This window comes from Nonomuraea montanisoli, assembly GCF_013363975.1.
Classification (GTDB): domain Bacteria; phylum Actinomycetota; class Actinomycetes; order Streptosporangiales; family Streptosporangiaceae; genus Nonomuraea; species Nonomuraea montanisoli.
On record NZ_JABWGN010000018.1, the window covers coordinates 177,536 to 201,354 of the forward strand.

18 protein-coding genes and 1 tRNA gene are annotated in these 23,819 nt (G+C 67.7%); 9 read left to right on the top strand and 10 right to left on the bottom strand.

Annotated features, from left to right (window positions below; all coding sequences use genetic code 11):
• Positions 1-97 precede the first annotated feature (97 nt).
• Positions 98-2,863 (top strand): MinD/ParA family ATP-binding protein, encoded by a 2,766-nt coding sequence (locus HTZ77_RS37800; RefSeq protein WP_328809006.1) that lies wholly within the window; start codon positions 98-100, stop codon positions 2,861-2,863.
• A 25-nt stretch (positions 2,864-2,888) separates the two neighbouring features.
• Here the strand turns inward: HTZ77_RS37800 and HTZ77_RS37805 are convergent.
• The 3 genes from HTZ77_RS37805 to HTZ77_RS37815 all read right to left on the bottom strand — a co-directional run bounded on the left by HTZ77_RS37805 (position 2,889) and on the right by HTZ77_RS37815 (position 4,989).
• Positions 2,889-2,975 (bottom strand) — tRNA-Ser (locus tag HTZ77_RS37805).
• 56 nt (positions 2,976-3,031) lie between these two features.
• The gene (locus HTZ77_RS37810; RefSeq protein ID WP_175594556.1) at positions 3,032-3,877 is read right to left on the bottom strand and encodes an NUDIX hydrolase; all 846 of its coding nucleotides are present in this window, start codon (positions 3,875-3,877) and stop codon (positions 3,032-3,034) included.
• 50 nt (positions 3,878-3,927) lie between these two features.
• Positions 3,928-4,989 carry a LacI family DNA-binding transcriptional regulator gene (locus HTZ77_RS37815; protein WP_175594557.1) on the bottom strand — a complete coding sequence of 354 codons (1,062 nt, stop codon included), beginning with the start codon at positions 4,987-4,989 and terminating at the stop codon, positions 3,928-3,930.
• A 178-nt stretch (positions 4,990-5,167) separates the two neighbouring features.
• Between HTZ77_RS37815 and HTZ77_RS37820 the strand changes: the two genes are divergently transcribed.
• From HTZ77_RS37820 to HTZ77_RS37835, 4 genes are read left to right on the top strand one after another with little or no spacing between them, the layout of a single operon-like run.
• Positions 5,168-6,622 (top strand): glycoside hydrolase family 43 protein, encoded by a 1,455-nt coding sequence (locus HTZ77_RS37820; RefSeq protein ID WP_175594558.1) that lies wholly within the window; start codon positions 5,168-5,170, stop codon positions 6,620-6,622.
• Between the two features lie 36 nt (positions 6,623-6,658).
• Positions 6,659-7,330: a class I SAM-dependent methyltransferase gene (locus HTZ77_RS37825; RefSeq protein ID WP_175594559.1), complete on the top strand. Its 672-nt coding sequence runs from the start codon at positions 6,659-6,661 to the stop codon at positions 7,328-7,330.
• A gap of 60 nt (positions 7,331-7,390) precedes the next feature.
• Positions 7,391-7,909, top strand: coding sequence for a SigE family RNA polymerase sigma factor (locus HTZ77_RS37830; RefSeq protein ID WP_175594560.1), 519 nt, complete (start codon positions 7,391-7,393; stop codon positions 7,907-7,909).
• The gene (locus tag HTZ77_RS37835) at positions 7,906-9,018 is read left to right on the top strand and encodes a WD40 repeat domain-containing protein (RefSeq protein WP_175594561.1); all 1,113 of its coding nucleotides are present in this window, start codon (positions 7,906-7,908) and stop codon (positions 9,016-9,018) included. Before HTZ77_RS37830 ends, HTZ77_RS37835 begins: the two co-directional genes overlap by 4 nt.
• A 233-nt stretch (positions 9,019-9,251) precedes the next feature.
• Here HTZ77_RS37835 and HTZ77_RS37840 read toward each other — a convergent pair whose 3' ends face one another.
• Genes HTZ77_RS37840 through HTZ77_RS37850 form a run of 3 tightly spaced genes read right to left on the bottom strand, consistent with a single transcriptional unit; the run spans position 9,252 to position 11,766 of the window.
• Entirely contained in the window at positions 9,252-10,364 is a 1,113-nt protein-coding gene (locus tag HTZ77_RS37840) for a site-specific integrase (RefSeq protein WP_175594562.1), read from the bottom strand.
• Entirely contained in the window at positions 10,361-10,654 is a 294-nt protein-coding gene (locus HTZ77_RS48540; protein ID WP_328809007.1) for a helix-turn-helix transcriptional regulator, read from the bottom strand. The genes HTZ77_RS37840 and HTZ77_RS48540 overlap by 4 nt, the downstream gene beginning before the upstream one ends.
• Positions 10,543-11,766 carry a replication initiator gene (locus HTZ77_RS37850; protein ID WP_328809008.1) on the bottom strand — a complete coding sequence of 408 codons (1,224 nt, stop codon included), beginning with the start codon at positions 11,764-11,766 and terminating at the stop codon, positions 10,543-10,545. Before HTZ77_RS37850 ends, HTZ77_RS48540 begins: the two co-directional genes overlap by 112 nt.
• Positions 11,767-12,055: 289 nt before the next feature.
• Between HTZ77_RS37850 and HTZ77_RS37855 the strand changes: the two genes are divergently transcribed.
• The 4 genes from HTZ77_RS37855 (at position 12,056) to HTZ77_RS37870 (ending at position 19,327) form a co-directional block, all read left to right on the top strand.
• Positions 12,056-15,592 carry a type I restriction endonuclease subunit R gene (locus tag HTZ77_RS37855; protein ID WP_175594564.1) on the top strand — a complete coding sequence of 1,179 codons (3,537 nt, stop codon included), beginning with the start codon at positions 12,056-12,058 and terminating at the stop codon, positions 15,590-15,592.
• A complete protein-coding gene (locus tag HTZ77_RS37860; RefSeq protein ID WP_175594565.1) occupies positions 15,589-16,995 on the top strand; it encodes a restriction endonuclease subunit S in 1,407 nt (468 codons plus the stop codon). The genes HTZ77_RS37855 and HTZ77_RS37860 overlap by 4 nt, the downstream gene beginning before the upstream one ends.
• Positions 16,992-18,551, top strand: coding sequence for a class I SAM-dependent DNA methyltransferase (locus tag HTZ77_RS37865; protein ID WP_205304462.1), 1,560 nt, complete (start codon positions 16,992-16,994; stop codon positions 18,549-18,551). Before HTZ77_RS37860 ends, HTZ77_RS37865 begins: the two co-directional genes overlap by 4 nt.
• Before the next feature lie 314 nt (positions 18,552-18,865).
• Positions 18,866-19,327, top strand: a complete 462-nt coding sequence (locus HTZ77_RS37870) for a hypothetical protein (protein WP_175594566.1) — start codon at positions 18,866-18,868, stop codon at positions 19,325-19,327.
• An 8-nt stretch (positions 19,328-19,335) separates the two neighbouring features.
• On the opposite strand, the gene HTZ77_RS37875 is transcribed toward HTZ77_RS37870, so the two are convergent.
• From HTZ77_RS37875 to HTZ77_RS37890, 4 genes are all read right to left on the bottom strand, one after another.
• Positions 19,336-19,629, bottom strand: coding sequence for a hypothetical protein (locus HTZ77_RS37875; protein WP_175594567.1), 294 nt, complete (start codon positions 19,627-19,629; stop codon positions 19,336-19,338).
• 2 nt (positions 19,630-19,631) lie between these two features.
• The gene (locus HTZ77_RS37880) at positions 19,632-20,753 is read right to left on the bottom strand and encodes a hypothetical protein (protein WP_175594568.1); all 1,122 of its coding nucleotides are present in this window, start codon (positions 20,751-20,753) and stop codon (positions 19,632-19,634) included.
• Positions 20,754-20,815: 62 nt separating this feature from the next.
• Positions 20,816-21,364 (bottom strand): hypothetical protein, encoded by a 549-nt coding sequence (locus HTZ77_RS37885; RefSeq protein WP_175594569.1) that lies wholly within the window; start codon positions 21,362-21,364, stop codon positions 20,816-20,818.
• 1,101 nt (positions 21,365-22,465) lie between these two features.
• On the bottom strand, positions 22,466-23,404 hold the full coding sequence (locus HTZ77_RS37890; RefSeq protein WP_175594570.1) for a restriction endonuclease: 939 nt from the start codon (positions 23,402-23,404) through the stop codon (positions 22,466-22,468).
• Positions 23,405-23,819: the final 415 nt, after the last annotated feature.

Consider the following 23,819-nt stretch of genomic DNA (forward strand, 5'->3'; position numbering starts at 1 on the left):
GGCAAAGAAGTTGTGGGTTGGCTGCGACCATGGGAACACATGGCGTTAATCTTCAGAATATTTGCTGCCCCTTTACACCCAGCCGAGGGGGAACACGGTGGCGAGACACGATCGTGAGGAATCGCTCGAGGAGCAGCTTGCCTGGCTCGACGCGATCAAGGAGACGGAGGAGGCGTCCGTCCCGGGCGGTTCCGCCGGCTCCGACGACGAGCGGTCCGCTTCGCCGTACCCGCAGGACCCGTGGCGGTCGGTGACGCCGCCGGAGGCGCCGCCGCAGCCGCTGTTCCGCGCCGCGGCCGGGTCGCTGTACGGGCCCGACATGCCGTCCGGCGCGGACGAGGACGCCGGGCGCGAGAGTGACGTCTCCACGCAGTGGCTGGAGCCGCCGTCGCCGTTCGGCCAGCCGTCCGGGTACGAGCAGACCTCCGGGTACGACCAGACCCCTGGGTACGACCAGGCGTCCTCGTACGACCAGCGGGCGTCGTCCTTCGATCAGGGTGGGCGGCCGGGCGCGTTCGGCGAGGCGTCGGCCTTCGAGACGCCCGCGGCGCCGTTCGAGGCGCAGCCGCGGGACGGGCGCGACGACCTGGCGCCGGCCGGGCCCGACGCGTTCCTGGAGCCGCTCAAGCCGCTGCCCCGGGCCGACGACGCCGACACGTACCCCTCGCTGCCCGAGCCCCGGCCGACGCGCGACGGAGACGACCCCGCGGCCGAGGGACGGGGGGCGGAGGAGCGCGCCGGGTGGCCGGAGCCCCTGGAGTGGCCGCTGCCGCCGGAGCGCTTCAGCGCCTTCGACGCGCATCCGTCCGAGACCCACCCCTCCCTGACGCCTCCCTTCGCCGAGTCCGGCCCGTCCGCGACGCCCGGGATGCCCGGTCTTGGCGAGACGTCCGGCCCAGCCGAGACGCCCGCCGAGACGCGAACGTCCGAAGCGCGAACGTCCGAGGCGCGAACGCCTGAGGCGCGAACGCCTGAGGCGCGAACGTCCGAGGCGCGGACGCCTGAGGAGCGGACTTCCGAGGCGGGCCCCGTGGAGGCCCCGTCCGCCGAGGCCCGCTCTCCTGAGGCCCGCTCCCCTGAGGCCCGCTCTTCCGAGGCCCTCGGTCGTGAGGAGGCGGACGGCACCGAGGCGGGAGGCGCGGCACCCGATCCCGACTCTCCGGACGCGACCTCTCCCCATCTGCGGCCCCCGTCCGCGTGGGACCCCCAGCCGGTACCGCCGTCCGACACGCCGCTGTTCGCCCCCCGCCCGTCCGAGGCGCGGCCGTCCGACGACGCGCGCCCGTCGGACGGGACGCGCCAGTCCGGCGAGGTGCGTCCACCGGCCGAGGCACGTCCGTCGGACGACGCCAGGACCGTCGACCGCACACGACCCGCCGAGAACGCGCGGACCGCCGACCGCACAAGACCCGCCGACAACACACGGCCCGCCGAGAGCGCGCGATCCGCCGAGAGCGCGGCGACCGCCGCCGACGTGTGGTCGTCCTCCGAGGACGCGCATGCCCCCGAGGACGCGCATGCCCCCGAGGGCGCGCATGCCCCCGAGGGCGGACGAGTCGCCGACGACACCAGGCCCGCCCTGTCCCGCCCCCGTGACGACGAGGCCGAGCCCGGGCGCGCCGCGGGAAGCCCCCACGACCACGAGGACGGGCACACCGTCGACGTCCGGCCCCTCGCCCAGCCGCCCGCGTTCGGCGCGCCGTCCGGCCGGCGGGCCGCCCAGGGCGGCGCACTCGACCGTCCCGAGCCGCCGGACCACCCCGAACCGGCGCGGGAGCACCACCGACCGAGCACGCCGCCCCAGCCTCCCGCGCAGCGGGCCGAGCCGCCCGCGCCCCGGCCGCGCCGCCCCGCCCCCGTCCCGGTCTTCAGCGCGTCCCCACGCCCGCCGGTCACCGGCAAGCCGACCGCCGAGAGCCTCGACCCCGAGACCCTGCTGCGGGGCCGCCGCAACGCCCCGTCCAAGGGCTGGCGGCGCCTGGTCTACAAGGCGTCCGGCGGCTGGATCAAGCCGGGCGAGCCGCCGGAGGTGCGCCGCCGCCGCGAGCTGCTGTCCAGGGCCCGCACCCCGGTCGCCACGGGGCACCACCGCGTGGCCGTCCTCAGCCTGAAGGGCGGCGTCGGCAAGACGACGACCACGGTCGGCCTCGGCGCGACCCTGGCCTCGACGCGCGGCGACCGCGTCATCGCCGTCGACGCCAACCCCGACCGCGGCACCCTGTCCGACAAGCTGGTGCTGGAGACCTCGGCGACGGTCCGCGACCTGCTCAACGAGCGGGAGCAGGTCAAGAGGTACGTGGACATCAGGGCGTTCACCTCGCAGGCGCCCTCGCGGCTGGAGGTGCTGGCCTCCGACCGCGACCCGTCGGTGTCGGAGGCGTTCAGCGGCGCCGACTACCAGGCCGTCTCGCAGGTGCTGGAGAACTTCTACTCGATCTGCATCACCGACTGCGGCACCGGTCTGCTGCACTCGGCGATGGGCGGCGTGCTCGGCCTGGCCGACCAGATCGTGCTGGTCAGCTCGCCGTCGGTGGACGGCGCGCGAGCCGCGTCGGCGACGCTCGACTGGCTGGAGGCGCACCACTACGCCGACCTGGTGCGCAACGCCACCGTCGTGCTGTGCAGCGTCCGGCCGCGCACGAAGTCGGCGGTCGACATCAACAAGCTGGAGGCCCACTTCGCGGCCCGGTGCCGGGCGGTGATCCGCGTGCCGTACGACCCGCATCTGGAGGAGGGCGCGGAGATCGACCTGGACCGGCTGCAGGAGCCGACCCGCGACGCCTTCCTGCAACTCGCGGCGTACGTGGGCGACGGGTTCGCCGGGACGAGGGAGGCGATGGCGGCCCCCGGGACGCGCGACTAGGCGACCCGGAGGCGCGGGAGCCGAGCGGAGGGTGTGGGATTCGAACCCACGAGGCCATCGCTGACCTGGCCGCTTTCAAGGCGGCTGCACTCGTCCACTATGCGAACCCTCCAGTGCGCACACCACCTTAGCGGCTGCGGTGCCGCCGGGGTACCGGAGCGGCGGCTCCTACCGGTCGAGCTGTGACAGCAGCCACCGGGGGCCCGCGGTGGTGGCGCCGAGGTCGGTGACGCGCTCCTTCAGGCCCCGGTCGGCGGTCACGACGAGCACCCGCTCCCACGGCCGCGCCCGGCGGACGACCTCCACGACGGCGTCGTCGCCGCTGCCGGTGGCCGCCACCACCTGGACGCCCCGCACGTCCGGCACCTCGCGGGCGCCGCCCTCGACGACGGCCACGATCCGCGGGTACCAGCGCTCCAGCACGGGGTGGGTCAGGCCGAGCCGTGACACGTCCTCCAGCAGGCGGGTGGCGGCGCCGAGCCGGTCCTTCCACCAGCCGTGCTCGGCGCGGGCGCCGACGATGTTGGCCACGTCGAGGACCAGCGTCTCGGGCCGCAGCTCCTCCTGGACCTCTCCCCAGGTCTCGGCGAACCCCGGGTGCAGCCGCATCGCGGAGATCTCGGGCAGGCGCAGCCAGCGCAGCTCGGCGCTCTCCCGGTTGGCGGGCACGGCGGGCAGCAGCTCGGGCGCCTCGGCGATCACCGTCTCGAACGCCCACCCGCCGTGGTCGTCCACGTACACACCCTTGACCCGCAGGGCGTCGCCGGGGACGGCCGCCTCCTCGCGGGCCTCGCGCAGCGCTCCGGCGACGGCGTCCTCGTGGCTGTCGAGCGCGCCGCCCGGCAGCCCCCACGTGCCGCCGTGGTGGCTCCACCACGAGCGCTTCTGCATGAGCACGTACGGCACGCCGTGCGCGTCGTGGTGGACGGCCAGCAGCCCGGAGGCGCCGTGCAGCCCCCAGTGCCGGTGGCCCCGGCCGCACTCCGCCCACCCGTCGCCGTCGCCAGCCGCCATGGTCTCTGTTCTCCCCTGCTCACGGGCGCCCCTGGAAAGCCCACGCGTCCTCAGCCTAGGCGCGGCGGCACGGGTTCGGAATGATCAACGCCGGACGAGCCGGGGGCGGCGGTGCTGGCCCGGACGACGAGGGTGGTGGGCAGCTCCACCCGGGCCGGGGCGTCGGCCGACAGCAGGGCGGCCAGGGCGGCGGCGCCCAGGGCGTTCCAGGGCTGGCGGACGGTGGTCAGCGGGGGCGTGACGTGCGCGGCCGCCACGGAGTCGTCGAAGCCGACCACGCTGACGTCGGCGGGCACGCGGTGGCCGCGCTCGGCGAGCGCCTGGACCACCCCGGCGGCCATCGCGTCGGAGCAGGCGAACACGGCGGTCGGCGGGGCCGGCAGCCGGTCGAGCAGCTCGTGGGTGGCCCGCAGGGCGTCCTCGCTGCGGAAGTTGCCGCGGACCTCCCAGCGCGGGTCGGCGGGCAGGCCCGCGCCGGTCATGGCCTGCCGGTACCCGGCCAGCCGCTCGACGGCGCAGGGCACGCCGGGACGGCCGGTGACGACGGCGATGCGCCGGTGGCCCAGGCCGATGAGGTGCTCGACCGCCGACCGGGCGCCGGCCTGGTCGGCGGAGACGACGACGGGCACGCCGGGCGGGGGATCGCGGCGCGGGTCCACGATCACCGCCGGGATCCCGCGGTCGCTCAGCCAGGAGCGCTGGGAGGCGGTCGGCGCGGTCCGTACGAGCAGGATGCCGGCGCTGTCGCGGGCGCTCATCCGGTCCAGCCAGGCGGCCGGTGGCCGGCCGCTCCTGGTGCGGCCGGTCGCGGCCGAGACGACGACGTCGACGCCCAGCCGCCAGGCCGCGGCCTCGACGCCGCCGAGGACCGCCAGCGCGTACGGCGAGTCGAGGCCCTGGAGCATGACGTCGACGAGGCTGCCGCGGCGCCGCCTGCGTCGCTGCCGGGGGTAGCCACGGCGTTCCAGCACGTCGGCGACGCGGCGGCGGGTGTGCGCGGAGACGTCCGACCGGCCGTTCAACGCTTTGGAAACGGTTGCGACGGACACTCCGGCCTCGCGGGCGATGACCGCCAGCTTGGGCAACGAAGGTGGCGTGCTTTCGGCCGTCATGTCCCAACTGTGCCGGTAGCCTCGCGTCCAGGCCACCCCCGTGAACGCGAAAATTTCGAGCTTCGGGCGTTTCCGCTGCTCGGCGCGTCGGGGTCGGTCGCGAGCCTTGACATCGCCCCGGCGCTCGCGGATCGTTTCCTGCAACCGGTTGCACCATTCGACCCAGGAGACTTCCACCGTGGCCCCCCTCTACCGCAACCCCGTGCTCAACGCGGACTGGTCGGACTCCGACGTGATCCGCGTCGGCGACGACTTCTACCTGACCGCCTCCAGCTTCACCAAGGTGCCGGGGCTGCCGATCCTGCACTCCCGCGACCTGGTCAACTGGACGATCATCGGCCACGCCGTGACCCGGGGACACGCCGACGTGCGACCCGGCTGCGGCGTGTGGGCCCCGTCGCTGCGCCACCACGACGGCCGCTTCTGGATCTTCTACGGCGACCCCGACGTGGGGATCTTCCAGGTGAGCGCCGCGGACCCCCGAGGACCGTGGACCGAGCCGCACCTGGTCAAGCCCGGTCTCGGCCTCATCGACCCGTGCCCGCTGTGGGACGCGGACGGCCAGGCGTACCTCGTGCACGCCTGGGCCAGGAGCAGGGCGGGGGTGAGCAACCGGCTGACCCTGCACCGCATGGCGCCGGACGCCCGCGAGGTGCTCGACGAGGGCGCCCTCGTCGTGGACGCCGACCGCCTTCCCGGCTACCGCACACTGGAGGGCCCCAAGCTCTACCGGCACGACGGCCACTACTGGATCTTCGCCCCGGCCGGTGGCGTGGCGACCGGCTGGCAGTCGGTGTTCCGGTCGCGCTCGATCTTCGGCCCGTACGAGGACCGGATCGTGCTGGAGCAGGGCGGCACCGACGTGAACGGCCCGCACCAGGGCGGCTGGGTGGACACTCCGTCCGGCGAGCACTGGTTCATGCACTTCCAGGACCGCGGCCCGTACGGGCGGGTCGTCCACCTCCAGCCGATGGAGTGGCGGGACGGCTGGCCGGTCATGGGCGCGGACGGCGTGCCGGTGCCGGGCGGCCCGGTGCCGGTGCCCGGCGGGGAGCCGGCCGCGCCGGCCACGTCCGACGACTTCGCCGGGCCCGGGCTCGGCCTCCAGTGGAGCTGGCAGGCCGATCCCGACCCCGCCTGGTGGGAGCTGCGCGACGGGACGCTCCGGCTGACCTGCGTACCCGGCCCGGCGGACCTGCGGGAACGCCCGGCCGTCCTCACGCAGCGGCTGCCCGGCGACCCTTGCACGGTCACCACGCGGGTCGTGCTCAAGGGCGCGGGCCGGGCCGGGCTGGCCGTCGTCGGCCACACCTCCGCGTCCGTGACGGTCGAGCCGGCGCCGGACGGGTCCGCCGTCGTGCGCGCGGGCTCCGCCGAGATCAGCGTGCCCGAGGGGACGGCCGTCACCCTCGGCGCGCGCGTCGGGGAGGGCGCGGTCGTCACGTTCCTGGCCGACACCGGGGACGGCCCGCGCCCGCTCGGCGAGCCGTTCCACGCCACGCAGGGCCGCTGGGTGGGGGCCGTGCTCGGCCTGTTCGCCGAGGGCGACGGGACGGGGCAGGCGATCTTCGAGGGGTTCACCGTGGACATCGCACGGTGGACGGCTCCGGTCGACCTGGACCCCCTGACGTAAGATCGCCGGGTAGCCGACCCGGAGGAGACGGCGCCCATGGCATCCCCCCGCTATGACGGCCTCGCCGAGTGGTACGACCAGGTCAACGCCGCCTGGGCCGAGGGCAATCGCCCTTTCCTGCTCGACCTGCTCGGTCCGGGCACGGGACTCTGCCTCGACCTGGGCTGCGGGACCGGCCAGAACGCCGAGACCCTGCGTTCCACGGGCCGTACAATCGTCGGGCTGGACCATTCCGCCGACCAGCTCCGCCTGGCGCGGTCACGCCGCGGCCCCGGCGAGGCCATCCTGCGCGGCGACGCGGCGGCGCTGCCGTTCGCCGACGGAGTGTTCACGACCGTGGCCGCCCTGTGGATCTCGACGGACGTGGACGACTTCGCCGTGGTGACACGCGAGGCCGCCCGCGTGCTGCGCCCCGGCGGCACCCTGGTGTTCTTCGGGGCGCATCCGTGCTTCACCGGCCCCCACACCGAGGACCGCGCCGACGGCGGGCGCGTCGTCCATCCCACGTACCGCACGGCGGGCCGGCACGCGGCCGCCCCGTGGTGGCGCGAGGACGGCATCAGGGCGCGCCTCGGCATGCGGCACGTGCCGCTCGCCGACCTGCTCAACGCCTTCACCGCCGCCGGCCTGGTGATCGCCCGCACCGTCGAGCCCCCGGGCGGTCCCGTGCCCCGCGTGCTGGGACTGCGGGCCGGCAAACCCATGTGACGGAGACCTGCAACCTTTCGCCCGCCGGGTGGCGTTGGCAATGGGCGAGAGGAGATCATCTTGGATCGTCACGACGGCTTCCGCGAGTTCGTGCTCACCCGCCAGCAGGCGCTCATGCGCACCGCCTACCTGCTGACGGGCGACGCCCACCTCGCCGAGGACCTGCTGCAGAGCGTCCTGATGAAGGTGGTGCGGCAGTGGCACAAGCTGTCGAAGGACGGCAATCCCGAGGCGTACACGCGCAAGGCGCTGGTGAACCAGTACATCTCCTGGAAGCGGCGGCCACGCCCGGAGGTGCCGAGCAGCGACCTGCCCGAACGCGACGTCTCGCATGACGACGCCACGCTCGACCGCATCGTGCTGCGCCAGGCCCTGGACAGGCTGACGCCCAAGCAGCGGGCCGTGATCGTGCTGCGCTTCCGTGAGGACCTCAGCGAGGCCCAGACGGCCGAGATACTCGGCTGCGCCGTCGGCACCGTCAAGAGCCAGACCCACCACGCGCTGGCCCGGCTGCGCGCCGTGGCGCCCGAGCTGGCGCACCTGCTGTCCGAACCGGAGATCGTGGAGGTGGCCCGGTGACGCGGCTGCGGGAGACGCTGAACGACATCGCCGACGAGGCGCCGCCGGTGAACCTGGCCGACGCGGCCATCGCCGGCTACCGCAGGCGCCGTCGTCTCACCACGGGCGCGGCGGCCCTGGCCACGGCCGTGGTGCTGGCGGCGGCGACGGCCGCCACGACAGTCCCCTGGCAGGGGCAGCAGCCGGCCGTGTCCCAGAGGACCGGCACGGTGCCGGACCTGCCGGCCGGGAAGGTCGGCCCGCTCGGTTACGCGTACCGGACGTTGTGTGAGGTGGACGCTCAGCGGAACGTGAGCTGCGACGCCGTCGAGTGGCGGGTGGTCACCGCCGCCGGCGTCACGTACCGCGTGCCGCAGGCGGTCGGCGAGACGGCCGCGGGCCGGGTCGCGCCGATCTCGATCAGCCGGGACGGGCGCATGCTCGCGTACTACAGCCGCCAGGCCCGGGCCCACGTGGTCCGCGACCTGGTCACCGGTGCCGAGACGACCTCTCCCGTCACCGTCGAGGAGGACCGGATCGGCGCCGGCTCCATGCTCGTGGTCTCCGACGACGGCCGGTACCTGGTCTTCGACCCCCGCGTGGGCAGCAAGTACCCCGGGACGCTGATCGACGTGCGCACCGGCAGGACGGTGCCGCTGGACGGCAGGTACGAGGCGGTCGGCGTCAAGGGCGGTGTCGTCGAGCTGGTCCGGTACGTCAAGACGGATCTGTGGCTGATGCCCGTCACCGGAGGCGGCAAGCCGGTGCGCTTCAAGGGCCCGCACATCATGTTCAACGAGGTGAGCCCCGACGGCCGTACGGTGGTCGCCCTGCACTGGGACCGGGACCTGCGCGAACTGAAGGACAACACCCTGACCGTGCTCGACGTCAGGACCGGGCGAACCGTGCGCAAGCTGGCCATCCGCGGCCTGCCGGACGACAAGGGCGGCATCCTGAGCACCGGGCCGTGGGTGAGCGGGCACGAGTTCACGGTGGTGTACGGGTTGTTCGGGGGGCGCTTCTCCACGTACGCGGTGGACGCCGGCACGGGCCGGGCCCGGCGGCTGACCGGCTACCGGAAAGCCGACAGCTTCCTGGTCGTGCCGGGCGTCAACGACGTGAACAAGTAGCGGATCGGCTCACCGGCCGCTGCGGGAGAAGTGCTGGTAGTCGCTGTCTGGGCTTCTGACCTGCGGTGACGTGGGTCAGGCTTCCTGAGAGGGCACATCGGGGGCACACGGCTTCGGTGAGTGTGCCCCGAAGACCTGGTCGACGGCCTTGCGGGTGCGGTCTTCGCTGGACGGCATGAGGTGCGTGTACGTGCGGAGGGTGAAGCCCGGGTCGTGGTGCCCGAGGTACTCGCTCAGGGCCTTGATGCTCTCGCCCCGTCGAGCAGGACGGAGGCGTAGAAGTGACGGAGGGCGTGCATGCCATGCTCGCGATGCGACTCGGGCATCTGACCCTGGGGAGGGGCGGGCACGATGCCCGCGCGGACGAGGGCCAACCGCCACTGTCCTTGGTTGAAGTACGTGCAGTGGATCGCGTTGCCGTTCGGCGTGGCAAAGAGCAGCCGGTGCGTCACCGGCTTGCCGGCGAGCGCCAGCCAGGGCAGCGTGACATCCACGGCGGGGAAGACGGCGAGGTGAGCGGAGAGCCGGAGCGCCACCGAGTCCGGAAGCGGAACGTCGCGCGTCTTCCCGCCTTTCGGTGGAGCGAAGACCTGCCTGCTACGAATGATCTTCACCTGGCGCCGCACGTGGACCACCCGCCGGAGGAAGTCGACGTCATCGACGGCCAGGCCGAAGATCTCGCCTTGCCTCAGACCGAGGCCGGCCCCGATGTCGACCATCGCGGCGTACCTCTGCCCGAGAGCGGCCCGCATGCCTTCCACCATCTCGTACGTCCACGGCTTCACCCTGTCGCGCGAGACCTTGGGTGCTCGGACGACCGATGCCTTGCAGGGGTTCCGCGCGACGAGGCCGTCGTCCACGGCCGCGGAGAAGACAGCGGACACGTGCGCCAGCAGGACCTTGATGTAGGAAGGGGCCAGTTCGCCCTGTAGCCCGCGTAGCCAGGCTTGGACCATCGACGGCCGGTTGGCCAGTACGCGCATCTCCCGGTCACCCAGGACGGGATAGATGTGGTTGCGGAGCCTCATCGCGACCTGGTCGTGAACGGCCTCGTCGAACGGCGCTGACCTCAGCCATTCGTCCGCGCGCTGGCGGAAGAGGACCTTACCGGCGCTGGGGTCCACGTACGTGCCGACGGCCAGTTCGTTCTTGACCTTGGCGTCGAACGCGTCGGCTGCGGCGCGCTTGTCGAAGTTCTTCTTCCGCTGCTCACCGTGGTCGTCGCGCCAACGGACCTGCCAGCGCTCGCCCTTGCTGTGGTCGGACGAGGGCACGCGGTTGTGTTCAGCGCACTTGGCGTCCCCCGGGCGTGGTCTGGACTTGTGCCACCTGTCGTAGACCGTCATGACTGCTCACGCACCCAGGCGTAGACGTCCTCGGGGAGGTAGCGGACGTGGCGTCCGATCTTGCATCCCCTCGGTCCTTTGCCGAGGTAGCGCCATTGGTAGAGCGTGGTCGTCGGTATGCCGAGGAAGTCAGAGAGCCGCTGTACCGTCCACATTCGCTCTTCGCTCGTGGGTACGGTCATGACGCCTGCTCTCGGTCGGGGCGAGCATGTGCGGACGTGGACGCGCCAGTGATGGCAGCGATGAGAATCAGGTCTCCAGCGGAGTGGCCTTTCCCTGCGTAGGCCCATTCGCGGACGACAAGGACGGTGTCGTCATCGAAGAGCGGCAGCCTGCCGGTGGTGATGGCGTTATCGCGAGCGTGCTGCTCACGAGCGGCGCGGAGGTCGCCGAGGGTGGGGCCGTAGCGGCGGGATCGGGTGGAGAAGTGGCCGCGGAAGCCGAGCATGTGGGCCCATTGGATGAGCCGTAGGTCGGCCAGGTCGTCGAGGGCGCCCAGGCGGAGGCATTCGGCGATGAGGCGGCGGGCGTGGTCGCGCAGCGGGAACAGGGCCAGTTCGTCGAGGGTGCCAACGCATTCGGCGGCCTTGGTGGCGTACTTGGCGATGTAGGCGGCGACCGCTTGTTCGGTGAGGTCGCCGTTCATGGTGATAGGGCGGGCGTCGAGCTGGGTGCCCCAGCGGAAGACGCGGGCCAGGGGCTCGACCTCGACCGTGATTGCACCGGCCGCGTGCTGGACGGCTTGCTCCAGGGCGTCGGCGGTGGCCCAGACCGGCGGCGACGAGGTCGGACCGGTGGGGCCGTCGAGGCGGATGACGGCGTGGAAGTGGACGACGCCGCGCCGTTGGTATTCGGCGACCTTGGCGAAGGAGATGGTGAGCTGTTCGCGCAGTTCCTTGAGCGTGAGGCCGGAGAGTCGGGCGAAGCGTCGGCGGAGGGCTTCGGTGAAGCGGCGCCATAGCTCGGGAGCTACGGCGTTGAAGAGCACCGATCCTTCATAGTCGTAGCACTCGGGGCAGAGCGGTTCGCCGAGGCGCGGATCATCGGCCGCGTGGCGAGACGTGCAGGACACGACCTGTCCGTGTGGGCAGGTCCCGGCGTCGCGGCGAGCGTGGCAAGGCAGGACCTTCCCGTTCTTCTCCCGCCGGACGTGCACCGTGCCGAACGACGGCGCGGTGAGTGTCACGAACAGCGCTGGGTGCGCGGCGACCGTCTCGGGGACACCCTTGCCACCGACCAGGCCCGCCCACACGAGCTGGTACGTGTCGGCGCGGTAAGTCTCGGCGCAGGCCGGGCAGCGGGAGGCGCGGCGGGTCTTGCACGGCACCCGCAGGACGCCGTCCGGTTCGGTGTGGGTGCTGTAGCCCCGCAGCTCCGATGCGGAGCACCAACGAAGCCACAAAGCGCCAGGTCAAAGCCATGATCGTTTGCCGGATGAGGACTTTCTCCACGTCTTTAAAGCGGCCCGCCTACGGCGACCCGCAGCGCATGGGCCGCCGGCTGGCCGCGCTGCGGCTCTTCGGCCGGTCGCGGCCAGCGCGCCCCACGCGCACGATTCCCGCGCGGACCTGGTAACTCCATGACCTTGCCGGGTAAGCCCCTCCCGAACTTCGGAGACACGCAGGGGTTGGACAAACTTTGCGTATGATCTTTCGAGGGGTAGATGTCGGACTTCTCCAGATGAGGGCAACGTGGACCAGCGGCTGTCTGACCTTGCGCGTTCTTCCGTGAACTTCGGGCATCTGTTCAGCCATAGCCCCCTCCTTGCCCTCTATGGCGCCCAAGCCGAAGCCATCGTGTTTACCGACTCGAACGCCGCCCTCGTTCACACGCGCCAGTTCGGCGAGGTACTGGCTGAAGTGCTGCTCACGCGGGCAGGGCTGAGGGTCGCCGGGGACAAGCAGGTCCACCGAGTTCAGGCCTTAGCGAATGCAGGCTTGGTGCCATCGAATATCCGCACGGGGTTCGACACCCTGCGGCAGGTTGGCAACCATGCGACGCACCGCCACATGTTCGATACGACGCGGGCTCTTCAAGGGATCCGAGTCGCCTGGGAGCTCGGGACGTGGCTAAACCGGACTCTGACCGGAGACCGCACGGTCACCGCATTCGTGCCACCAGTGGCACCGGTCGTCGTCGATCCTGCCGAGGTTGCCGCACTACAGGAGGCGCTGGAGGCAGATCGCGCGGCGCTCGCCGAATCGCAGCTACGGCTCAGCGAAATCTCTGATCTGTTCCAGGAGCGCGAGCGCGCACGAGTGATCGCTGACTCCATGGTCAACGAGGCGAATGCCCGCCACGAAGCGCTCCGAGCGGAGAATGAGGCGCTCCTTGCGGAGATGGCCAGGCTACGAGGGGCCCAGGAAGGATCTTTCAAGGCATATAAGGCCGCGCCGAAGCAGGTTTCAGCTCTCGACCGTGCCACTCTCGTCGACCGTGCGCGACGCCCAGCCCCGCTGAATGAAGCGCAGGCCCGACGCGTTATCGATCAGCAGCTAGCTGAAGCGGGGTGGCTGGTTCAGGATATGAGGGAACTCAACCCACTCGCCGGCCGTGGTGTCGCTGTCAGGGAGTTCCGTCTCGCATCGGGCTCAGCCGACTACGTGCTCTACGTGGACGGAAAGATCGTTGGGGTGATCGAGGCAAAGCGCGAGGGGGAAACCCTCAGCGCGGCTCAGGCCCAGAACGCGCGATACGCCGCAGGCACTCTCAAAGAGCACGCTCTGGCGGTATGGCACAAGGACGAGCCTCTCGTCTTCCGCTACGCATCCACCGGTGCGGAGACCGTGTTCTTAAATCGGCTGGACCCGGAGGCCCGCAGCCGAGAGGTCTTTTCCTTCCACCGGCCGGAGACCATCTCAGGATGGATGAGAGAGGCCGACGAGTTCCCGGAGACCCCGACCTATCGTGCCCGGCTCAAGCACATGCCCGCCCTGGAGACCAGCGGGCTTCGCCCAGCTCAAATCGACGCGGTCACCGGACTGGAGACGTCCCTCGAGCTCGACATGCCGCGTGCTCTCATCCAGATGGCGACCGGCGCAGGAAAGACGTTCACTGCCGTAACCGAGGCATACAGGCTGCTCAAGCATGGCAAGGCGCGCCGCGTCCTGTTCCTTGTGGACCGGAACAACCTCGGCCGCCAGGCCCTCGCCGAGTTCCGCAATTACGTGACCCCGGACGACGGCCGGAAGTTCAACGAGCTCTACAACGTGGAACGACTGGCCGGGGACTGCATCCAAGACTCCTCAAGCGTACTGATCTGCACGATCCAGAAGATGTACGCGCTGCTGCGCGGCGAAGTCGTCGTCAACAACGACGCAGAGGACGACGCGGCCGAAGACAGCGATGCCGACTACGAGACCGACGCCCCGGTAGCCGTCGGCTACAACCCGCGCGTGCCACCGGAGTCCTTCGACTTGATCGTGGTGGACGAATGCCATCGCTCGATCTACGGACTATGGCGCGGCGTGCTCGACTACTTCGACGCCCATATTGTCGGGCTGACCGCGACGCCGACCAAGCAGACCCTGGGGTTCTTCAACCAGAACCTGGTCTCGCAGTACACCTACGAAATGGCTGTAGCCGACGGCGTCAATGTGGACTTCGACGTGGTCCGCCTCTCGACCAAGGTCGGCGAGGAAGGGTCTCTCATTGAGGAGGGCACCACGGTCAGGGTGCGGAACCGCGCGACCCGCGCGCAACGGCTGGAGCAACTCGACAGCGATTTCATCTACGGCAAGCAGCAACTCGGCCGGAACGTCATTGCCGAGGACCACATCCGTACCGTGCTCACCACCTACCGAGACAACTGGCAGCGGTGGTTCCCCGACCGTCAAGTACTGCCCAAGACGCTTGTCTTCGCGGCGACCGACGATCATGCCGAAGACGTGCTGACCATCGCCAAGCAGGTCTTCAGCGTAGGCGATGAGTTCGCCGCAAAGATCACGTACAAGGTTCGCAAGGCCGGGAAGAACCCGGACGACCTGATCAACGATCTCCGGCAGGACGCGCGACTCCGTCTTGCGGTGACGGTCGACATGATCGCCACGGGGACGGACGTGCGTGCATTGGAGTGCGTCATCTTCCTGAGGGCCGTCCGTAGCGCGGTCCTTTTCGAGCAGATGAAGGGGCGAGGATCAAGGACGCTCGACTCCGACGAGCTGCGCGAAGTCACCCCCGACGCGTCGGAAGACATCGCCAAGACCCGATTCATCCTGCTCGACGCGGCGGGCGTAACCGATTCACCCAAAGTGGACTCCAAGCCACTGATGTCAGCGACCGACAAGCAGATCAGCTTGGAGACGCTCCTCAAGAAGTGCGCGACCAGAGCCATCAACCTCACCGAGGCCGCAGCCCTCGCTGGCCGACTGGCCCGGCTCAACCAGCAGATCACTCCCGAAGAACGCGAGGAGCTAGCGACTGTCGGCAACGGCATGACCATCACAGCGCTCGCCAGCGCGATCGTTAAGGCGATCGACCCCGATGAGCAAGAGAAAGCCCGTGAGAGCGGTGGAAAGGCGGCTGCGCGAAAGCTCGTGGAGGAGGCGATCGCACCGCTCACCGGGAACCCCGCATATCGGGAACGAATCCTGGAAATCCGTCGCGACCATGACATCACTTATGACGCGACGACCAAGGACGAGGTCCGCACCTTCGTCGAAGTGCCCCGCGAGGAGCGCGCGGGTTCCACAGTCGAGTCGTGGCATGCATACCTGGAGAAGCACCGCGACGAGATCACCGCGATCCAAGTTCTGAGCAAGAGCCGCGGTGGCGGACGCGACGCGCTCGCCAAGCTCAAGGCACTCGCCGCCAAGATCAAGCGACCGCCACACGCCTGGACCCCAGGCGTACTGTGGGACGCTTACGAGACTCTTGGTCGGGCAGCGGACTCACCTCTAGGCAACGCAGAGGTGCCCGATCTGGTCAGTCTCATCCGGTACGAGCTTGGGCTGGACTCTGACCTCAAGCCCTACCGTAGCGTCGTTGAAGAGCGATTCGCGGCGTGGCTGCTTCGCCAGGAGCAGGCCGGAACGGCGTTTACCCCGGACCAGCGATGGTGGCTGGAGCGGATCAAGGATGAGATCGCTATTGGCGTTGGCATCACAGTCGAGGCCATCAAGGGCGTAACCTTTACACCGCGCGGCGGTCAGGCCGGTCTCGTTCGAGACTTCGGCGGCCGGGACCGTGCCCGTGAACTGATCGACGAGATGGATCGAGAACTGGCTTGAGCGAGGCGCTGCCGGATGGGTGGGTATGGGCGACACTTGAGGATCTCCTTGCCGCAGAGCCGCGGGCGATCACCGACGGCCCGTTCGGCTCAAACCTCAAGTCGTCGCACTACACCGATTCGGGTGCGAGAGTGCTTCGCCTTCAGAATGTGGGCGACGGTGAGTTTCGCGACGAACGGGCCTATATCAGCCTGGAACATTACGAGAATCTCAAGAATCATGATGTCCAGGCTGGCGATCTCATTTTGGCATCTCTCGGCGAGGAGTTGCCGAGGGTCGCTCTTGTTCCGGACCTCGAAGGCCCGGCCATCGTAAAAGCCGATGTGATCCGCGCCAGGTTGCATCCTGACGTAAATAGCAAGTGGGTACTTTACGCGTTGCAAGCGCCGGCGACACGGGCCGTTGCCATGAGCAAGATCCGGGGAGTGGGGCGGCCACGCCTTGGTCTAGGTGAAATTCGCAAACTCCCGATCCCTCTTCCGCCGTTGGCCGAGCAACTCCGCATCGTCGAGGTACTCGAAGATCATCTGTCCCGGCTTGATGCGGCGAATCGTTACATCGCTAGAGTTCGCCAATCTACAACCTCGTTTGATAACACACGGCGTCGCGAGCTTCTCGACCCGTGGCTCTCGTCGACCCGGAAGCTTAAAACACTTCTAGCCTCGCCCCTTATTAATGGTCGATCGGTTCCCACAGACGACGATGGCTTCCCTGTCCTCCGCCTCACTGCGATCAAGAACAGGGTCCTAGACCTTTCGGCACGGAAGGGCGGGGCGTGGCAGAGAGAAGATGCCACGCCGTTCCTAGTTGAGCGCGGCGACTTCATGGTGAGTAGAGGGAATGGCTCCCTACGCCTGGTCGGGCGCGGGGCTCTCGCTGTTCATGACCCCGATCCGGTTGCTTTCCCGGATACAATGATCCGCGTGCGGCCGAATTCGGATGTCGTCGATCCCGAGTTCCTGGCTTTTGTATGGGACTCGCAAACTGTACGTCGCCAGATTGAGTCCGCTGCGCGGACAACTGCAGGAATCTACAAGATCAATCAGAGCATCCTTGAAGCGCTTGACATCCCGATACCTCCACTCGATGTACAGGCTCGCATAGTTGAAGCCGCCCTGGACCACTTCGCAGTGGTAGAGCGGTTGATGGAGGAAGCCGCCATGGCACAGAAGCGATCCAAGCACCTTAGACGCTCTCTCCTAGTGGAAGCTTTCACAGGAAGTCTGGCCCGGCAGGACTCGGCCGATGAACCAGCCATAGAAATTCTCAAGCGAATCGAGAGGGAGCATTACAGCCGGCCGAAGAGTCTTCGCCCTCGTAAATCCGGCCCGAACAAGACTACACTTCCACCGCCGAAGATCACAGTTGTGCCAACTGGCACGCAGGAAGAGCTAGCGCTGTGACCATTGACACGCCTTCCAGCACAACCGCCGCAGTCCAGGCTGAGACAAACTCTCTCGTCTCAAAGCTCTGGAACTACTGCACAGTTCTTCGCGATGACGGACTTTCCACGATTGATTACGTGGAGCAGCTTTCTTACTTGCTCTTTTTGAAGATCGCCGATGAGCAGTATCAAAGCGACCTATCCGAAGAGCCAAAGCGGATTGTTCCAGAGCACTTGGACTGGCCGTCTCTAATCGCAAAGAAGGGTGAAGAGCTAGAAACCCATTACCGGACCGTCCTCGTAGAGCTGGCAAAAAACCCGCACACCAACCTCGGGACGATCTTCGCTAAGGCTCAGAACAAGATTACCGACCCGGCAAAACTCCAAAAACTCGCCGTCGAACTGATCGGAAAACAGGAGTGGGCCGCTGCCGGGGTCGACATCAAGGGCGACGCCTACGAAGGTCTGCTGGCCAAGGGCGCTGAGGATGTCAAGACCGGCGCTGGCCAATACTTCACGCCTCGTCCACTGATCGACGCGATCATTGACGCGGTACGCCCGACCCCGGATGACACGATTCTGGACCCTGCATGCGGCACCGGCGGGTTCCTCATCGCGGCCCACGCTCACATCGCTCGCGAATACGCCGGACGCATGACGAAGGCCCAGCAAGATCACCTTTCGTCGGGCGCCATTCGGGGCGTCGAGTTGGTTCCAGGGACCGCGCGCCTCGCCGCCATGAACATGCTTCTTCATGGCATTGGTACGAGCGACGGACCTTCGCTGATCGACGTCCGTGATGCTCTGGCCAAGCAGCCAACCGGCGATGAGCGGGTTTCGCTCGTGCTCGCCAATCCGCCATTCGGCAGGAAGTCCTCCATCACCGTCTACGGCACCGACGGCAGGCTGGACAAGGAGGACATCTCCTACGACCGGACCGACTTCCGTTCTACAACGACGAACAAGCAGCTCAACTTCCTCCAGCACATCATGTCCGCACTCAAGGTCGATGGCCGTGCCGCAGTCGTCCTGCCGGACAACGTGCTCTTCGAGGGCGGGGCCGGTGAGGCAATCCGGCGGCGACTGCTCCAGGATTTCGACGTCCACACCTTGTTGCGTCTACCCACCGGCATCTTCTACGCCGGTGGCGTGAAGGCAAACGTTCTGTTTTTCGACAAGAAGGCCCCCCGAGCTGACAAGAAACCGTGCACCTCCAAACTGTGGGTCTACGACTTCCGGGTAGGCCAGCACTTCACGCTTAAGACCAGGCAGCTCCGACGCCACCACCTGGACGACTTCGTTACCGCATACCTGCCGGGGAAGTCACGTAAAGGCCGGGTAGCGACCGAGCGTTTTGCAGCGTACGACGTTGCCGACCTCCTCAAGCGCGACAAGGTAAACCTGGACATCACATGGCTCAAGGATCCGGCTCTAGAAGACTCAGACAGCCTGCTTCCCCCGGCCGTGATCGCGCGCGAGATCGTCGATGACCTGCAAGCAGCGCTCAACGAGTTCGCCGCGATCGCCGAAGCTCTGGGCGAGCAGGTGGACGACGAGTCGGTGCCTGCGGTTTAATTCGCTGCCGCGCCGCTTCCGGTGCTCGGGCCCGGCGGCCCTGCACTCTGGGTCGACTTGCCATCGAAAGACGTGGTGACCAGAGACGGTGAGCTGCGTGGGACATCCCCGGGATGATCAATCGGACCGAGCGAGCCCATCGCTGCGTTTCAGCAGGCCAGACCATATGAGCGTCCGTCTCAGCCCGCGCTCTCCTGTAGCGGGTGCCCGAGTTTCGTCGCATAGCGCACACGCATACAAGGTGTACCCCGAGGCGAGGGTTAGGTAGTGTCCGGGGCGTGCGCCAGGGTGCCCGCAAGTTATCGACTGCCGCGATGCTCGTCTCGCTCGTGGTGCTGACGGGCTGCTCAGGGGACGCCGACATGCCGACGTTGGCGGAGGCGGCCAAGCAGCTCGTCGCAGATGACGACAAATTGCTCGCCTCAAGGGAGTTGGCCGCCACTGGATCCGCCGCCGCGATTGAAAGAGCGGACCGGGAAAGCGAAGTGGGGTGCCTGAAGGGTCAGGTCCAGCGGTTCTTCCGGGCGCGGGGTGACCTCACCGGCCCCCCGTACGTCCACTCACCATCGAACGTGGCCGGTTTGATGGCGAGTTGGCTACAGCTGCGCGGTTACAACGTGATCGTGGACGATGCCGATCTTGGCGACGAGAACCTCGGCGCTGCCGTCCTGCGGAACCCGCAGACCGGCGTCACTTTCTTCGTGACCGTACGCAATGGGCATAAGCCCCACATCATGATCGTGGGCAAGACGAGCTGCTACGAACGCGACGGCTAGCGATCTCTCTAGGAGGGCATCTGTGTGGCCTCGGCGCGTGCTGCCTGGGCCTGCCTGCGGAGACGGTCGGCGGTGGATGCGCAGTCATCCCGGAGCAGCTCGACTTCACGAGCCAGCTGCACGGCCTGCGTGATGAAGCGGCCCGCAGCCGGTCCCTTCCAGAAGGCCTCGGTACCCTGCGGCCTGGCCAGCGCGCCGGCGAACACCTCGGCCAGTTGTTCGGCGTACCGGGTGAGGTCCGCGGCGAGCTGTTCTTTTTCGGCGGCCTGCTGGAGGAGCTGACCTTGGGTGGGGATGCTCATGCTCAGCCTCCTCGCGTCTCCAGGGCGTTCTTCAAGCCGTCGTAGAGCCTTCCGCGGATCGCCATCCGCACCTCGTTCTGCTGCTCTTCGGTCAACGGCTTCTGACCATGCCGGGCGAGCGACTCGTTCACCCACTGGACCTGTTGCCGCACGATGGCGTCCGCTACGGTCGCAGCCGTGGCCGGCGTCTTCTTGTCGAAGTAATCCGTGATCATCCCCTTGAGGCCGTCCTTGGCCTCATCCAGCCCGACGTCTCGGACGGTGGCCGCCTTGGCATCCTGGATTGGCCAGTACCTGTTGGACATCCAAGAGATGGGGATCAGCGCGACTCCGGCGAGCCAGTCCGCGTACTCATCATCGGACCACTCCGCATAGGTCGAACCGCTCAACATCAGATTGGCCGCACCTCCAGCGAGCGCCGCACGGGAGGTGAACTCGCGCTGTGTGGCTTCGTCCCCGAACGGCCTGAACCGGCCGATGTCCATTCCAAGCCTGTAATCCTGCGCCGCCTTCATCAACGTTGCCGCCGCGTCCTTGTCCTGCATGAGCCCGCCCATGAACCGGGACGCGGTCTCAGGGTCGAGGCCGTCCCAAGGCGGCCCTGGATACAGCCGTGTCAGTTCAGGCGAGTCGCGCTTGGACTGTGCGCGGGCGAGCTGGTCGAGGTAGGGAGCAACGTTCTTGGCGAGAGTCTCACTGATCGGCGACTCCTTAAACGTGCCCCACGAGCCGCCGAGCCACGGACTGTCCTCGGCGCCCATCTCCCGAATGATGTTGACCCACGCCTGAGCACGCACACTGTCCGCTCCCGTACCGGGTTGCAGCGCCTTGTCCAGGACGCCGGCCAGCTTCTTCTCGAAATCCGGGATGCCACTCATCCGGGCGCGCTGCGGGTGCAGCAACCAACCAGGGGCGTCCTTGTTCTCGGCCAGCAGCGCCTGTAACGCCTGCGGATCGGCGTCATACGCCTCCACCAGCACGTTCAGGTTCCAGTTCTCGCTGGTCGGGAGATTCGCGGTGAGGGGACGGCTGAGCACCCGCACCGCCACCTGATTGAGGAGCCTTGTCGAGGGTTTGGACATCGCGACTAGAGCCGTCAACACGCCGGGTGGGGTCGTCTTCATGAGCTTCTCGGCCCACTGTTCGCCCAGCCTTCCCGCGCGTTCGGCGTTGGCGTACGCCTCGGCTAACGGACCAAGTGTCTCCTTCCCCTTCTTGAGCAGTTGGGGCGGAAGTCCCTCATCCAGTGCAGGAACAGCGCACGGAATCTGTCCGGCCCGAGGGAGGCCAGCAAGGCGGCGGCGTAGGCGGGATCGTTCAACTTCGCTTTGGTCGCTGCCGTCGCGGCAGTGACCTTGCGCCAGCTCTCCACCGAGGTCTCTATCTCATGTTGCTTGAGCGCCCCGGTGATGCCTGTAGCGTCGGCTTTCCCCTGCCGAGCGGCCTCCGTTTCGCTGGCGAACGTGAAGACCCCGCTTAACAGGCCGTTCCCCGATGACGGAACCATCTGCTTGAGGGTGTCGATCCTCCATTTGAGGTCCCGCTGGGTGTCGTCCAAGAACGCCCAAGACCGGTGCATCGCTGATACGCCCTGCTGACCGGTCCACGATGCGCCCGCTTCCGCGATGGCAGCCTCGAGACCGTGCCGGGTGCGGCCCAGGATGTCCTTGCTGGCCTCCATCTGCCGGAGCAGTTGATCCGCGCCGTGAGGGTCGATCCCGACGAACTCCCCCATGCCTCCTCCCGGAGGGTGTGGCTACAGGGAAGGAGTCAAGCACATCAGCTAATCCCGGTAAATGACCCTTCACATCCCTATAAACAACCGGAATTTCTCCATTAGGGGAAAATTTCAGCAGGGCCGGGGGTCTGGCTGCCGCGGGGCTTCCGTTCCTCGGGCCTGGCGGCCCTGCGGTACGGGTCCCCTTGCCAACGGATAGGCGGGCTGGTCGCCTGCCCTACTGCTGTACAGGAGCGGAGTACAGCAACGCCGTCGCACATGAGCACGCGGCACCGGCCCGCATCTGCGGCTTGACCAGGATAAAGACCGCTCGACCTTGTGACCGGCTTCCGTTTGCGCATGTAGTCGAGTGTTGGCTCTTGGGCGGCATCCGGCGTCCAGCGGGGAGGCCGCAAGGAACGCGGCCTTCGACGCTTGCGGTAGGGGCACGTAGTGATCAGCTGCTCCAGCCCCTCTTTGATTGGATCCTGCCACCGGACGGCTTGGACTGACGAACGGAGACGACGCCGCGGACCGCCACCAGCGAGCAGCGAGCCACGCGCCCTGAAGGGTTGAGTGAGAGATGCTGCTGGCGGGCCGGCTTGACAGGTCCGCCAGCACTGGATGGCTATCCGTTGCCTGTGCTCACAGGCGGGACTTAGCGAACGCCTCCAAGACTGCCGTGGGATCGAATCCGTTGGCGATGAGGATGGCTATGATGATCACCACAGCGATCGTCACGAGAGCCGCTGGGGGGCAAGAAACAGTGAGCATGAACCGCTCGTCGGGCTTAGGGGCCTTGTCGGGGGGCGGCTCGGCTGGTGCGTTCCTAGGCACCTGACCTCCTGTGATGCGGTGATTGAACACCACCGAACCATGGGGCGCGTTGCATCCCGCCCTGAGACGCAGATACCGTGAATATGAACAAGCATGTACCAGCGTCAGGACTGTGGTCCGGTGATGCGTGCTGAATAGGACTCGGACCGCTGCAACGGGCCGGGTCTTATTCGTTAGAGCGCCTTCAAGAGCTCGCTTCGGATCCAGAGCAGCGCAGTGCCCCAGGCGAGCCCGTGGACGCTTGATCTCTAAGAGAGAATGTGCGTTCCTTCGGTTCCGACCCTAGAGGGCATCACCTCGGCTGCTGCTGTAACCACCCCCCTCCGGCCAAATGATCATGATGTCTTGGCTGTGAGCGAGCTCGATCAGATCGGTGCGCGCTGGCTTGGCCGGCAACAGAATGGCTCTGGCGGCGTCAGGTAGAAAGCGGCCATAGTCGGCCAACTGGCCAATGGCCATGCGGACCGACGTCCGGGTGGCGCTGCCCTTGACTTCGACCAGCAGCTGAAGGTTCTCGTCATACAGGTCGGTGAACAGAGGACGTTTCTCGCCCTCAGGCAGGAACTGATGGCGGGTCACCGTGTGGCCCTTACCGCGGAGATGGCCACTGAAGTCCACTAGTAGTTGGTTCTCGGTCCGATCAACCTGATCCACCTGACGGGAGGGCGTTACGAATGTACGTTCCGTGACCGGATGCGCTTCAATAGGAAGTTCTTGTACCTTGTGAGGAGAGGCTGCAAGCAGGCGGGCTAGGCTCGATTGTGGAGCAAGTACCTCGGCATCAACAGCGCGAAGGCGAAAGACGATCACCTTGCGCAATCTGCCACCCTTGGCGTCTGGCGCGTCTATCTCGTAATAGGGCTCAGTGTCGTCGAGCTCGAATTCACCGACGTAGGTCAGGGCCCTGCTCGCGACCAGGAAGACGCGCAACGCGCGTCCCTCCGCTTTGTGGTTGAGGATGCTCGCGTTGCCGGACATCATCCGCTGGTCACCGTATTGGCCTTCGCCGGTGAAGTGGAACAGTCCGTCAGGCATCCAGCCGTCGAAGTAGCCCTGCCTCTCACTCTCCACCAGATTGGTGAAGAGGAAGACGTTGGGAGTGAGGCTGGATGGCGCAATGCCGGCCTGAGTGCGTCCCCCATAAGTGGCGTGCAGTTGCTTGCGCTCGATCTGCTCGCCCGGCTTCAGGGTCCACACGGGCGCATCGGAGCGCGTGTCCATTGTCCACCTCCCTACCGATCATCGTGTGCTGTCTACCATACTGGATCTCCGAAGCCGACAGGCGAATCGGACCACGTTTTTCTGCATCCGATTGCGGTCGACCTCTTACGGCATGATGATCTTGCGGTGTCGGGGGCGCCCCGGGGCCCGAGCAGAGGTCCGGCACGGACGGGGAAGTGCGTTCTGCGGCTCACGACGAGCCGAGACGCTGGCCTCTTGATGTACGAGCTGGCCGAGGTGTCAGGCGGGGGAGGCGGCGGCCTGATTGTGGCGAATCCGAGGCAGTCCAGCAATCAGACTCCAGATCGCCGTCCATGGACCTTGAAGGGTTCACGTAGGGGGGCGGTCCAGAGTTGATCGAGGTGATCGTGAGCCGCACCAGGTGCGGGCGAATGGCCCACTTAGCTGCGCCAAT